Here is a 13850-nt window from a genome sequence, read left to right on the forward strand (position 1 = left end):
CGGGACCTTGGGGACACGGCCCAGGCCTCGGAGGCCCCCGCGCCGTCAGGCCTCCCCGTTCAAAAGCCCTTCGGCGGTCGCCAGGATCTCGGTGACCCGCAGCCCGAACCCCGCGTCGCACGCGTGCGCGTTCCCGGTCCGGGCGGCGGTCAGCAAGCCGTCCGTGGCCCGGAGCAGGGCGGTGACCGCGCTCTCGGTGCTCTCCGGGAGGAGTGTCACCCCGGCCGTGCCCCGCAGCTCCACCGCGGCCCCGGCCGCCGCGGGCGGTGCCGTGAGGCTCAGGGCCAGCGTGCTCGACGCGCCGCCGCTGTGATCGAGGACCAGGTGGACCGTGTCACCGGGCCCCTGCGCGGCCGCCGTCACGCGCCGCACGTCCCCCAGGACCGGCAGCAGCACGGACAGGGCGTGCGGGCCCACGTCCCACAGCGCGCCCTTCTCCCGACGCCACGGCGAGTCCGCGAACGGGTTGCCGTCATCGCTGAACACCGCGCCGAGCCACTGCGCCCGTCCAGTGAACCAGCCCTCCACCGCCGCCTGTTCGGTGATCCACGCCTCGGTCTCCGGCTGGAAACGGGTGGTGAAGAATACGACCGAAGCCACCCCGGCCGACTCGACGGCCTCGACGACCGCCCGTGCCTGCTCCACCGTCGGTGCCAGCGGCTTGTCCAGCAGCAGATGACAGCCCGCCCGCGCGGCCCGCACCGCGAGGTCGGCCTGAATGGCCGGCGGCAGGGCGACGGCCACCGCGTCCACGTCGGCGAGCAGCGCGTCGACGTCGTCGTAGGCACGTACCCCGTAGGCGTCGGCCAGTTCCTTCGTGGGGGCCGTGCGGCGGCCCCACACCCCGACGAAGTCCAGTTCGGCGTGCCGATCCAGGGCGGGGGCATGGGCCATCTGGGCCCACGGGCCGGTGCCGAGCAGTCCGATGCGCATGCCGCCGCCTCTCACGATGCCGTCGATCGATCGAGGTGAGGGTGTCACATCAACCCGGAGGCGGCGCAAGCAGTTACCCGGGCGGTCCCGGCAGCGGGGATTCAGCGGCGCCGTCACTGAATGCATTCGCTTTCTTCTATTGGACCTCCCGCGACCCGAAAGCCACGCTGGAGTCGGTCCGGTACCGCGTGCGATCCGTGGCGCGCTCGCCGGACGACATCGTTTTCCGCGCGACAGCCGAAAGAGGTCACGAGCCCATGCACACCCGCCGCATCGGGGATGTCGAGGTCAGCGCGATCGGTCTGGGCGGGATGCCCATGTCCATCGAGGGCCGCCCGGACGAGGCCCGTTCCCTCGCCACGATCCACGCCGCGCTCGACGTCGGCGTGTCCTTGATCGACACCGCCGACGCCTACCACCTTCATGCCCACGAGGTCGGTCACAACGAGACCCTCATCGCCAAGGCCCTCGCCTCCCACGACCTCGGCAAGGACGTGCTGGTCGCCACCAAGGGCGGCCATCTGCGCCCCGGCGACGGCAGTTGGACGCTGGACGGCAGCCCTCGGTACCTCAAGGATGCTTGCGAGGCGTCCCTGCGCCGGCTGGGCGTGGAGGCCATCGGGCTCTACCAGTTCCACCGCCCCGACCCGAGGGTGCCGTACGCCGAGTCCGTCGGCGCCGTACGCGAACTGCTCGACGAGGGCAAGATCCGCATGGCCGGGATATCCAACGCGAACCCCGACCGGATCAGGGAGGCTAACGACATCCTCGGCGGCAGGCTGGTCTCGGTGCAGAACCAGTTCTCCCCGGCGTTCCGCTCCAGCGAGCCGGAGCTGCGTCTGTGCGACGAACTCGGCATCGCGTTCCTGCCCTGGAGCCCGCTCGGCGGCATCTCACGGGCCGGTGAACTGGGCTCCGCCTACGCCCCGTTCGCGCGCGTCGCCGAGGCCCACGGGGTGAGCCCGCAGCGGGTCTGCCTCGCCTGGATGCTCGCCAAGTCGCCGGTCGTCGTCCCGATCCCGGGGTCGAGCCGCCCGGAGACCGTCCGGGACTCTCTCGCCGCGACCGAACTCGTGCTCACCGCCGAGGAGATCGCGCAGCTGGACGCCGTCTGAATCTTCCGGGGGCGAGCGGGAATTCGTGTCCGACCTGGTGTGTACACCCTTCCGGAACGGGATAGGAAAGCGCTTGCTATCCATTCAATGCCCGCTCTTCATCCGGAACATCGGGAAGGACAACGCCGATGGCGTCGTCACATGAGAGACCGCTCGACCACCGTTACCGGGACGAACATCCCGTACGCACGCTCGCCTATCTCTTCCGCGCCGACCGCCACCGCCTCGCGGCGGCGGTCGGCGTCTTCACCGTCAAGCACAGTCCGGTCTGGCTGCTGCCGCTGATCACTGCGTCCATCATCGACACCGTCGTCCAGCACCAGCCGATCAGCAGACTCTGGCTGAACACCGGCGTGATCATGTTCATCCTGCTGGTCAACTACCCCCTGCACCTGCTGTACGTCCGTCTGCTGTACGGCAGCGTGCGCCGGATGGGCACCGGCCTGCGCTCCGCGCTGTGCACCCGCATGCAGCAACTGTCCATCGGCTACCACTCGCGCGTCAGCGCCGGTGTGCTCCAGGCCAAAGTCGTGCGCGACGTCGAGACCGTCGAGCAGATGGTGCAGCAGACCGCGGAGACAGGGCTCGGAGCGACCACCGTGCTCATCGGCGGCCTGGTCATCATCGCCGTACGCACACCGGAGTTCGTACCGGTCTTCCTGGTCATCGTGCCCGCCGCCGCACTGGTCGTCGCCCGCCTGAGGGCCCGGCTGCGCACCCACAACGAGCACTTCCGGCACGAAGTGGAGACCCTCTCCTCCCGCGTCACGGAGATGACCCGCCTCATCCCGGTCACCCGTGCCCACGGCCTGGAGGGCAAGGCGCTGCGCCGCATGGACGGCACCCTGCACCGGCTGCTGACCTCCGGGATGCGCCTCGATCTCGTCAACGGCCGCTTCGGCTCGCTCGCCTGGGTCGTGCTGAACGTGGTCGGCGTGCTCGTCCTCGCCGGCGCGGCGCTGGTCTCGTACTACGACGTCTGGGGCGTCACCGCCGGCGACGTCGTGATGCTGAGCGCGTTCCTGACCACCCTCACCAACTCCACGACCACCCTGGCCGGACTGGCACCGGTCATCACCAAGGGCCTGGAATCCGTACGCTCCGTCGGCGAGGTCCTCCAGGCCCCCGAACTGGAGGACAACGAGGGCAAGGCCGAACTCACCTCGCTGCGCGGCGCGGTGACCTTCGACCATGTGGGCTACGCCTACGAGGACAGCGGCCGCCCAGCAGTACGGGACTTCGGCCTCACCGTCGCGCCGGGGGAGACCGTCGCCCTCGTCGGCGCGTCCGGCGCGGGCAAGTCCACGGTGCTGAACCTCGTCATCGGCTTCATCCGCCCGACCTCCGGCCGGCTGCTGCTCGACGGCACCGACATGAACACCCTCGACCTGCGCACATACCGCCGCTTCGTGTCGGTCGTGCCGCAGGAGTCGATCCTCTTCGACGGCACCATCCGTGAGAACGTCGCCTACGGCATGGACGACGCCGACGAGGAGACGGTGCGTGCGGCGCTGCGTGACGCCAACGCGCTGGAGTTCGTCGACCGGCTGCCGCAGGGTCTGGACACCCTGGTCGGCGAGCGCGGCGCACGCCTGTCCGGTGGGCAGAAGCAACGCCTGGCCATCGCGAGGGCGCTGATCCGTGACCCCAGGGTCCTGGTCCTCGACGAGGCGACCTCGGCCCTGGACACCCAGTCGGAGGCGCTGGTCCAGCAGGCCCTCGCCCGGCTGCTGCGCGGTCGCACCACCTTCGTCGTGGCCCACCGTCTCTCCACGGTGCGGGGCGCGGACCGCATCGTGGTGATGGGGGACGGCCGGATCCAGGAGATCGGCACCCACGAGGAACTGCTGCGCCGCAATGGGGCGTACGCGGCACTGCACAGCGGGCAGGTCGCCTGACACGGGTGTTCCGCCCGCTCCACGGACCACGTCCGGTGGAGCGGGCGGCACGGCCGGCCGGGCTACGGTCGGTGGACGACCCGGCCCAGCTCGATCCGGTCGATGTTCGGCGCCCACGCCGTCGCGTTGCGGAACGTCACCTTGTTGACGCCCTCCTCCAGCTCGACGGGCACGCCCACGGTCCAGTAGTCGTCCGGGCTCCAGGTGTTCTTGAAGGTGACCGTCACCGGCGTACCGTCGCCGACGGTGATGTCCGCCGTCCGGGACATGATGTCCGTGTTGTAGGCGTGGCCGTTGTCGCGCCGGTCGTTGTGCGCGTAGTGGACGACCAGCAGATGGCGGCCCGAGCCGGGCGCCCGCACCGTGAACTCGGCCGCACTGGACGGGCTGTTGCCGAGCCGCCCGATGTAGGAGCCGCTGGAGGCGTACGCCGACTCGACCAGCTCGGCCCCACCCGTGAGCCGGGCCGAGGCGGCGGCGTAGGTGAGGGTGCCGGACGTCGAGCCGTCGCCCGAGACGTCGAGTGAACGGACCGACGCGTGCCCGGCCGTCACCGAGACGCGGTTGTTGCCCGCCACCAGGTACAGGCGCAGGGGGCGTTCGGGCGCAGCCGTCACCGTCGCTCCGTGCAGGGCGAGTTCCACGGCCGCCGACGCTCGCGGCCTCACCGTGTAGTAGCCGTCACACGGGGCGTACACATCGAACACGGCCCTGTCTCCCGGACGCAGCACGAGGGCACCCGTGCCCACGTCGGCCGACGAGGAGTAGTCGTACGACGGCCTGCCGCCGATGTCCGCCAGCGTGGCCTCGTACGAGGCGGTGGGCTCGCCGGTGCGGGCGGTCAGGTCGATGCGGTCGAGCGTGACCTCGGCGGAGCCCTTGGCCAGCGTCAGTACATGGGTGCCCGCCGCCAGGTGGACCGGCAACTCCTTCCTGGCGCGGTAGGCCCAGTTCTGGGTGGAGGGGTAGGTGACGGTGACCGGGGCTCCGGCATCGACCGAGAGGCGCTGGGTGGCGGGGGCGCCGGACTGGTTGCCGTAGAGGATCGCCAGGTCGTACGTCCCGTCGTGCGGGACGGTGACCGTGAAGTCGACCTTGCTGGTGGGCCGGTTGAGGGAGGCGACGTCCTTCGTGCCGGAGGCGGCATAGCCGTTGGCGTTCTCGACCGTGCCCAGCGTGGTGACCTCGCCGTCGGTGATGGCCGCGTCCTCGGCCTCGTACGACGCCGAGAAGGGGACCAAAGGAGCGGTCGGGGTGCCGGAGCCGCCCGGGGTGAGGACGATCCGATAGGCGGACATGCGGTCCATGCCGTGCAGCGGCACGGTCACCGAACCGTCCTCGGCCACCGGCAGCTTCGTCCGGGCGAGCACACGCGGCGCCGCATGCCGTCCCTCGTAGCCGGACCAGGCGGCCTCCGCGACGACCACGGTGACCGTACGGCCGAAGACGGAGCCGGGGACCTCGCGGATCACGACGTCGCAGTCGCCGGCGGAACCGCCGAGCAGGACCTGGGCCTGGCGGCGGGCGCTGTCGAGGGAGGCGAGGCCCTGGAGCGTGTCGACGGCGCTCGGCCGCGGTGGGGTCACTTGCACGGTGTCGCCCGTCAGCCCGGCGTACCAGCGGAAGAACCACCAGCCGCCGTTGGGGATGTTGGCGCGGACCACGTGGCCGCTGAGGTTGCCCGCCGCGTCCCAGTAGGCCGCGTTGGCGTACACCTTGTTCCTCTCGAACATCGAGACCCACTGCACGAGTTGCCCCGGCACTGACAGGTCGCGGCGGTTGGCGTACTCGTCGATGTTGACCCTCAGCGGGGCGATGCCCGCCTCCCGCTCCAAGGCCCGGTAGTCGTCGTAGTGAGCCTGGAAGTCCCGCAGCGAGCCGGAGTCCAGCTCGTGCCAGGTCATCACCTGAGGCAGGACGTTCTCGCGCCTGGCGAAGGCGAGGAAGTCGCGCAACAGGCGGCTGTGGTACGCGGCTTCGTTGGGGCCGGCGATCCTCGCGGCGGGGTCGATCGCGCGGATCCGCCGGTACACCGCCTTCCAGTCCTGGAAGAACCGGTCGCGGTTGGCCTCGTACTCGGCCTGGCCGGAGACGTCGAGCCGGTACCAGATCTGGTCGGGCTCATTGAACGGGATGTAGACGAAACGGTCGCGGTTCGGGTCCGCCGTCACCTCCTCGACGATTCTGTCGACCCTGGAGAGGTAGTCGTCGATGCCGAGGTCCTCGTACGGCCACTCGGCGTAGACATCCTGCATCATCACCAGGATCTCGCCGCCTCCGTTGCGGAAGAACGACCTGGAGACGGTGAGCGCGTCGCCGTTGGGGTGCTGTGCGCCGCCTTCCGGCTTCTGGGAGATGCTCGTGATCTTGAGGGGCTCCAGCGCGGCGTCGCTCGGGACCCCGTCGTCGCCGAGTCCGTACAGAGCGCCGTTGGCGCCGAGCATCACCGGGCCCTCGGAGGCGCCGAGGTCGACGGTGAGGCGCTGCGGACCGGGGCCTGCCGAGGGGAGGGTGCCTGCCAATTGCGGTTCCTCCAAGTGCTGATGTGACCGGGGTGGTTGCGGTGGGGCGTTCAGGCGATGGCGGGCGGCGGCCCGGAGCTCTCCCGGACCACCAGCTCCGGTGCGCGGACGGGGCGCGGGGCGTCTTGCGCTGCCCCCTCCAACATCCCGTGCAGCAGCGCGAACGCGGCCCGGCCCAGACCGGTGAAGTCCAGGCGTACGGTCGTCAGGGACGGGGTCAGATAGGCCGAGTGCGGGGCGTCGTCGAACCCGGCCACGCTGACCTCGCCGGGGACGGGACGACCGCATTCGTGCAGGGCGCGCAACACGCCCAGCGCAAGCTCGTCGTTGCCGCACAGGATCGCGGTGACGGCAGGGTTCCGCGCCAGCCTCAGCCCGGCCGAGTGACCGCCCTCGGGGCCCCAACCGCCCTGCACCGGACGGGGTTCGGTGGCTCCGGCCTCGCGCAGGGCACTCCGCCAGCCGTTGGTGCGGGCGCTGGTACGGCGGGTGCTGGACGGGATGGCGACGTAGTGCACCGTCTCGTGGCCCAGGGACAGCAGGTGACGGGTCGCCTCGTAGGCGGCCTCGCGGTCGTCGGTCCACACCCGGGGGCGGTCGCCGCCGGGCGGGGCCTGAGGGGTCTCGACCACGCCGACGACCGGGAGTTCGGCGGGGACGGCGCCGAGCGCCCGCACTCCGGCCGGATCGTAGGCGATGACGATCACTCCGCCGCCGACGTCCGCCGCCCGCTGTACCCCGGCGGCGACGGCGGCCTCCTCGTCCGATTCGAGTACGCCGATCCCGACCGCGTAGGACGCGGCGCGGGCCGCTTCCTCGACGCCCTGGAGGAGGGACGCGTAGCCGTGGTGGGTGGTGTTCGCGGTGAGCACGGTCACCGCCCTGCTGCGTCCGCTGGCCAGCGCGAGCGCGGTGGCGTTGCGGCGAAAGCCGAGGTCGTCGATGGCGGCGAGCACGCGGTCCCGGGTGGCGGGCCTGACGCTGGGATGGCCGTTGATGACCCGGGAGACGGTCTGGTACGAGACGCCGGCGGCGGTCGCGACATCTCTGATGCTCGCCGGGTGCCTTGTGTGACCGGTCACATGCATGCCAGGATTGTGACCGGTCACATGGAGGCCGTCAAGAGACCGTGACGAGGTATTCACGCTGGTCGGCGCGGCCCCCCGAGCGGCGGGCTCAGGAGGGGACCACCTTGACCAGCACATCGGATGCGGCCTTCGACAACGCGCCGGACAGGCTCGGTTGGGGCCATACCGGCCTGGAGGCGGAGTTCGCCACCGCTCCCGACGGAACCCTGCGGCTGGTCCGCCTCGCCCGCCCCGGCGACCCCGGCCGGGCCGCCCCCGCATGCGCCCTGCCCCTCGTCGAGTTGACCGCCCTCGGGCACGGCAGCGGCTGGTCCGGCTCGCGGTTCACCGGCACGGCCCTCGGCACGCGGCTGAAGTACCGGGGCCATCGCACCGGCAGGCACGGCGACCGGAGGTGGCTGCACCTCGAACTCCACGACCCGGCAACGGGGTTGACGGCGTTCGTCGAACTGACGTCTCCGGAAGGGCTGCCGGTGCTCCGCTCCCGCGTCCGGCTGCGCAACGACGGAGCCGAGCCCCTCGTCCTCCAGTCCGTCAGCAGCCTGCTGGTCGGCGGTCTGCCCGCACCGGACGCCCTCGATGTACGCCGAGCCCGCAACGACTGGCTCGCCGAGTGCCGTTGGTACAGCGAGCCACTGCGCGACAGCGTCGCCGACATCAACGGCGATGTCCATCAGCACGACAGCCGGGCCGCCCTGGTCCTTGCCGGACGCGGCAGCTGGCCCACCGACGGTCATCTGCCGATGGGGGCGCTGACGGAGCGGGGGAGCGGCCGCACCTGGCTGTGGCAGATCGAGTCCCCGGCCGGCTGGCGCTGGGACCTGGGCGACAGCGCGCGCGGCACGTATCTGGCGCTGAACGGCCCCACGGACACCGAGCACCAGTGGCGTGTCCGGCTCGCCGCCGGTGAGGAGTTCACCACCGTGCCGGGCGTGCTGGCCCTGGGATCCGGGTTCGACGCGGCCATGGGCGCGCTGACCTCGTACCGCCGGGCGGTGCGCCGCCCGCACCCGGACCACACCACCCTCCCGGTCGTCTTCAACGACTACATGAACACGCTCATGGGCGACCCCACGACACAGAAGCTGCTGCCCCTGATCGACGCGGCGGCCGACGTGGGCGCGGAGTACTTCTGCGTGGACGCCGGCTGGTACGACGACTCGACGGACGGCGGCTGGTGGGACGGCGTCGGCGAGTGGCTGCCCTCGTCGCGCCGCTTCCCCGGCGGCGGGCTCCGAGCGGTCCTGGACCGGATCCGCGAGCGCGGCATGGTGCCCGGTCTGTGGCTGGAGCCGGAGGTCGTCGGCGTACGCAGCCCGCTGGCCTCCTCACTGCCCCCGGACGCCTTCTTCCAGCGCGACGGTGTACGCCTCGCCGAGCAGGGCCGTCACCAGCTCGACCTGCGCCATCCGGCCGCCCGCGCGCACCTCGACAGGACCGTGGACAGGATCGTCGGCGACTGGGGCGTGGGCTACCTCAAGCTGGACTACAACATCGTGATCGACCCCGGAACGCTCGCTCCCGGAGACCTCGCCCCGGGCGCCGGTCTGCTCGGCCACACCCGGGCCTACCTCGACTGGCTCGCCGAAGTGCTGGGCCGGTACCCGGACTTGGTGATCGAGAACTGTGCCTCGGGCGGCATGCGCATGGACGGCGCGACCCTGTCCGTAACCCAACTCCAGTCCACCAGCGACCAGCAGGACCCCCTGCGCCACCCGCCGATCGCGGCCGCCGCCCCGACCGCCGCGCCACCCGAACAGGGCGCCGTCTGGGCCTATCCGCAGCCCGACCACGACGACGATCTGATCGCCTTCACCCTGGGCGGGGCCCTGCTCGGCCGGATCCATCTCTCGGGCCACCTGGATCGCATGACCCGGCGCCAACTCGCCCTCGTGCGGAACGCGCTGACCACGTACCGGAAAATACGTGGGGACCTGGCGCGGGCCGTGCCGTTCTGGCCGCTGGGGCTGCCGGGGTGGACGGACGAGTGGCTGGCCCTCGGGATGCGGTCGCCCGACGACCGTACGACGTACGTCTCGGTCTGGCGGCGGGGCGGCGAGCCCGAACTGCGGCTGCCCGTGGGTCACTTGGCGGGCGGAGAGGTCCACGCGGAGATCCTGCACCCGTCCGGCGCCCAGGGCGGTTCGGCGATGTGGGACGGCGACGGGCTGCGGGTCACGCTGCCGCGCACGCCCGGTTTCCTGCTGGTCCGGCTGACCTCGCATGTCTAGGCATGCGTTGCGGTCCCACATCTGTCGGACACATGGCCGGAAAGGCAACAGGGCGATAACAAAAGGCAACTGAATGGGACTGGACGCGGTCTAGTCCGCCATGAAGATCTCTTTCCTGCTCCACAACGCCTACGGGATCGGAGGCACGATCACCACCACGTTCAACCTGGCCCAGGCCCTCGCCGAACGGCACGAGGTGGAGATCATCTCTGCCCTGAGGCACCGGGAACACCCGAACTTCACCCTCGACCCGAGGGTGTCCTTGAGACCGCTGGTGGATCTGCGGCACGAGAAGGAACATCCGCTGCATCTCAGACCGGCACGGGTCTTCCCGGCCGCCGAGTACCGCTACGGGCAGTACAGCGAGCTGACCGACGAACGGATCGGCGAGTGCCTGGCGACGACCGACGCCGACGTGGTCATCGGCACACGGCCGGGGCTCAACGTCCACCTCGCGCTCCAGGCACCGGAGCGGGTCGTCCGCGTGGGGCAGGAGCACCTCACCCTCGACAACCATTCCCCCCGGCTGCGCACGGCGCTGCGCCGGGCCTACCGCAGACTCGACGTGCTCACCACGGTCACGGAGGCGGACGCCGCCGCCTACCGGCGCAAGATGCGGCTGCCCGGCGTCCGGGTGGAGGCACTTCCGAACAGCGTCCCCGATCCCGCGCTGCCCCCGGCGGACGGTGACGCGAAGGTGGTGGTCGCGGCCGGCCGGCTGGTCCCGGTGAAGCGTTACGACCTCCTCATCGAGGCCTTCGCCCCGGTCGCCGCCGCCCACCCGGACTGGCAACTGCGCATCTACGGCAAGGGCGAGGAACGGGACCGGCTTCGGCGGCTCATCCAGGACCTCGGCCTGTGCAACAACGCCTTTCTGATGGGCGCGTCGGCCCCCATGGAGGCGGAGTGGGTCAAGGGCTCGATCGGCGCGACCGCCGCCAACTTCGAACCCTTCGGCATGACCATCGTCGAGGCGATGCGCTGCGGACTGCCGGTGGTGAGCACCGACTGCCCCCACGGTCCCGGCGAGATCATCGAGGACGGCGTCGACGGCCGGCTGGTCCCCGTCGGGGACCGCGAGGCCATGAGCGCCGCGTTGCTGGAGCTGGTCCGCGACGACGAGCGGCGTCGGCGGATGGGACGTACCGCGATGGAGAACGCGCGACGGTTCGCCCCGGGCCCCGTCGTGGAGCAGGCCGAGCGCATGATCGACGCGGTGACCGCCGCGCCGGGCGAAGCGCGAGCGGTCGCACCGGAACCGAGGCGAATACAACGCGCCCTGGTCAGCCAGGGCTTCGCAGCGCGCGACGCCGCGCACGCCGTGGCCTCGGGTGCGCTGCGTACGGTACGGAGGGGACGGCGATGAACACGGACACCCGTACGACCGAGGGCACGATCCCCCGGGTCGACTGCACCGCCGACGCGGACGGCCGGATCACCTTCGCCCTCCGGGCACCGTCCGTCGACGCTCGTCTGCTGCTGAGACTGCGCCCGAAGAAGGGGCAGCCCGAGAAGACCCTCCACTCCCTCGACCTCGAACCCTTCCAGGACGGCTGCCTGAAGGCCGTCCTGGAACCGCGACTCGTCCTCGCCGAAGGCCGCTGGGACGTGTACCTCGTCCCCGAATCCGGCGCGCCCCGGCAGCGTCTGCGCCCCGGCCTGCGTGACCTGCGGACCTTGGTCGACGGACACCTTCGTGACCGGCCCTCGCCGGTCGCCGTGCGCGTCCCGTACGTGACGAAGGACGGCTACCTCGCGGTACGGGCCTGGCTGCGCACCGCCCACGCGGAGGTCGAGGGCATCGACGTCACGGACCGGTCGATGACGGTCAGGGCCCGGCTGCACGGCACGTCGCTCGCCGAGGGGGCCGTCGTACGACTGCGGCTGCGGGGCGATGGCGGGACCGTGCGGACCCTCGTGCCCCGGGTCGCGGACGACGGTCGCGGATTCTCCTTCACCGTGGAGTACGGGGAACTGACGGGCGGGGGCGACGCCGGCAACCGGGTCTGGGACCTGTCCGTCCGGGTCGGATCCGCCGAGGGAAAGGCGCCGGTACGGATCGGCCGGCTTCTCGACGACGTCGCGGACCGCAAGGAGATCCACGTCTTTCCGGCGACCGAGGCCGGCGATGCCGTCGTGCGGCCCTACTACACGGTCGACAACGACCTCTCGGTACTTGCGGACAGAACCTGACCGCAAGTCTCCGTACGGTCGTTCCATGACGCAGACGCAGAAGATCCTTGTCACCGGTGCCACCGGAACCGTCGGCCGCCGGGTCGTCGCCGAACTGCTCGCCCGCGGTCACGCGGTCCGCGCGCTGACCCGGGACGCGGCGAAGGCCGACCTCCCCGCCGGGGTCGAGGTGGTCCAGGGCGACCTGACCGAACCCGACAGCCTGGTCCCGGCGCTGGAAGGGATCACCGGCGTCCACCTGATCACCTTCGGCGGGGCCTACTTCGCCCCGCTGGAGACCGGTCCGCGGATCCTGGAGCTGGCCCGGGCGGCCGGCGTGCGCCGGGTCACCGTGCTGCACGGCGGCGACTCGACGCCGCTGGAGGACGCGGTACGGGCGGACGACGGTGTGGACTGGACCGTGCTGATGCCCGTCGAGTTCATGGGCAACGCCCTGGAGTGGGCGGACGGGATCGCCGCCGACGGCGAGGTGCGCGAGCCCTTCGTCGCCCGGCTGAGCGCCATGGTCCACGAGGGCGACATCGGTGCCGTCGCCGCGGTGGCGCTCACCGAGGAGGGGCACGGGGGACAGGAGTACGTGATCACCGGGCCCGAACTGCTCACCGTCACCGACAAGGTGGCCGCGATCGCCGCCGCACGCGGCCAGGAGATCTCCCTGGTCGAGCTGACCGAGGAGCAGGCTGTGGCGCGGTGGCGGGCAGCCGGTCACCCGGAGGCCGTGATCGGCTTCCTGCTGGAGGCGTACGGGAACACTCCGGAGGTGGGCCGGACCGTCGTCGGCACCGTCGAGAAGGTCACCGGGCGGCCGGCCCGCACCTTCGCCGAGTGGGCGGCCGAGCACGCCGACGCGTTCAAGGCGGGTTAGGTCCGCGGAACCACGGCTCTACCGCCGTATCGCCCTACCGCCGTATCGCCCTACCGCTGTGCCGACATCCGTGCCGCCGCGTCATGGACGACCTGGGCGTGCAGCTCGAACAACGCCACGAGGTCGACGGCCCTGCCGTTGACCTCGTGGTGCACGAACAGACCGTCGGCGCCGGCGATGGCGTACGTGGTGAGGGTGTCCACCGCCTTCTCGTCGAGGTCGGGGAACAGGGCGGCGACGACCTCGGCGATCTTCCGGTGGGTGATGTCGCGGACCTGGAGGAACACCGTGCGGCCACGGGGCTCGGTGGGACGGCGTTCCAGCGCGAGCATCAGGCCGAGGCGCAGGAAGTCGGGGGCGTCGACGAGGGACTTCGCGACATGGGCCGCCATGGCGGTGACCCGCTCCAGCGGCGTGCCGGTCTCGTCGCCCGGCAGCTCGACGGCCGTGAGCCAGGTCTCGAAGCTGCGCTCGATGACCGCGGCGATCAGGTCGTCTTTGTCCTTGAAGTGCCAGTAGATGGAGCTGGCCGGCAGCCCGCACTTGGCGCTGACGGCCGCGATGGAGGTGCCGTCGTAGCCGCGCTCACCGGCGATCTCGACGGTGGCGTCCAGAATGCGCTGGCGTGACTCCACCCCGTTCGCACGCTTCCTGCGCGTCGGCTGCGGGCTGCTCATGGGGTGTCCCTCGGGTCGTACGGTGGACGATCGCTTGCTGAAGTGTCCACTCTAATTGGAGCAGCCCCTACAGGAGGTTCGGTGGTCTGGGTGAGGCCGCGACGGCGAGGTGTTCCTTGGCGCAAATCGATACCGGCACGGTGAGCCGGGTTTCGGCACGTCACCTGCGTGAACGCCGGCGAGTCACAGGCTCGCGCGATGGCGCTGAGCGCTCCGAAATCGCCAAATCCGGACCGGAAGTCGTCTAGACCTCCCTGGAGTCTTGAACCCGCCTGTCCGGGTCTGCTTGGGTGGCGGACCAATGGCCACCGACCGGTGGCGTATGGGG

The 13850-nt window shown here is 71.1% G+C and carries 10 protein-coding genes; 6 read left to right on the forward strand and 4 right to left on the reverse strand.

Features of this window, described 5'->3' with window-relative positions:
* Nucleotides 1-45: 45 nt before the first annotated feature.
* Nucleotides 46-933 (reverse strand): Gfo/Idh/MocA family protein, encoded by an 888-nt coding sequence (locus ACFQ6S_RS04250; RefSeq protein ID WP_383403189.1) that lies wholly within the window; start codon nt 931-933, stop codon nt 46-48.
* Between the two features lie 257 nt (nt 934-1190).
* On the opposite strand from ACFQ6S_RS04250, the gene ACFQ6S_RS04255 reads away from it, so the two are divergent.
* Together ACFQ6S_RS04255 and ACFQ6S_RS04260 are read left to right on the forward strand one after the other, a co-directional pair.
* Entirely contained in the window at nt 1191-2048 is an 858-nt protein-coding gene (locus ACFQ6S_RS04255; RefSeq protein ID WP_383403192.1) for an aldo/keto reductase, read from the forward strand.
* A 128-nt stretch (nt 2049-2176) separates the two neighbouring features.
* Nucleotides 2177-3946, forward strand: a complete 1770-nt coding sequence (locus tag ACFQ6S_RS04260; RefSeq protein ID WP_383403195.1) for an ABC transporter ATP-binding protein — start codon at nt 2177-2179, stop codon at nt 3944-3946.
* A gap of 62 nt (nt 3947-4008) precedes the next feature.
* On the opposite strand, the gene ACFQ6S_RS04265 is transcribed toward ACFQ6S_RS04260, so the two are convergent.
* Both ACFQ6S_RS04265 and ACFQ6S_RS04270 read right to left on the reverse strand, forming a co-directional pair.
* A complete protein-coding gene (locus ACFQ6S_RS04265) occupies nt 4009-6468 on the reverse strand; it encodes a cellulosome protein (protein WP_383403199.1) in 2460 nt (819 codons plus the stop codon).
* A gap of 50 nt (nt 6469-6518) precedes the next feature.
* Entirely contained in the window at nt 6519-7556 is a 1038-nt protein-coding gene (locus ACFQ6S_RS04270) for a LacI family DNA-binding transcriptional regulator (RefSeq protein ID WP_383403202.1), read from the reverse strand.
* Between the two features lie 104 nt (nt 7557-7660).
* Here ACFQ6S_RS04270 and ACFQ6S_RS04275 point away from each other — a divergent pair, with 104 nt between their 5' ends.
* The 4 genes from ACFQ6S_RS04275 to ACFQ6S_RS04290 all read left to right on the forward strand — a co-directional run bounded on the left by ACFQ6S_RS04275 (nt 7661) and on the right by ACFQ6S_RS04290 (nt 12845).
* Nucleotides 7661-9787, forward strand: coding sequence for an alpha-galactosidase (locus ACFQ6S_RS04275; RefSeq protein ID WP_383403205.1), 2127 nt, complete (start codon nt 7661-7663; stop codon nt 9785-9787).
* 100 nt (nt 9788-9887) lie between these two features.
* The gene (locus tag ACFQ6S_RS04280) at nt 9888-11153 is read left to right on the forward strand and encodes a glycosyltransferase family 4 protein (protein ID WP_383403210.1); all 1266 of its coding nucleotides are present in this window, start codon (nt 9888-9890) and stop codon (nt 11151-11153) included.
* Nucleotides 11150-11980, forward strand: a complete 831-nt coding sequence (locus ACFQ6S_RS04285; protein ID WP_383403212.1) for a transferase — start codon at nt 11150-11152, stop codon at nt 11978-11980. Before ACFQ6S_RS04280 ends, ACFQ6S_RS04285 begins: the two co-directional genes overlap by 4 nt.
* Before the next feature lie 25 nt (nt 11981-12005).
* The gene (locus tag ACFQ6S_RS04290) at nt 12006-12845 is read left to right on the forward strand and encodes an SDR family oxidoreductase (RefSeq protein ID WP_383403215.1); all 840 of its coding nucleotides are present in this window, start codon (nt 12006-12008) and stop codon (nt 12843-12845) included.
* Nucleotides 12846-12895: 50 nt separating this feature from the next.
* On the opposite strand, the gene ACFQ6S_RS04295 is transcribed toward ACFQ6S_RS04290, so the two are convergent.
* Entirely contained in the window at nt 12896-13522 is a 627-nt protein-coding gene (locus ACFQ6S_RS04295; RefSeq protein ID WP_383403217.1) for a TetR/AcrR family transcriptional regulator, read from the reverse strand.
* Between the last annotated feature and the right edge of the window lie 328 nt (nt 13523-13850).

Origin of the sequence: Streptomyces sp. NPDC056479 (assembly GCF_042795335.1) — a bacterium.
GTDB lineage: Bacteria > Actinomycetota > Actinomycetes > Streptomycetales > Streptomycetaceae > Streptomyces.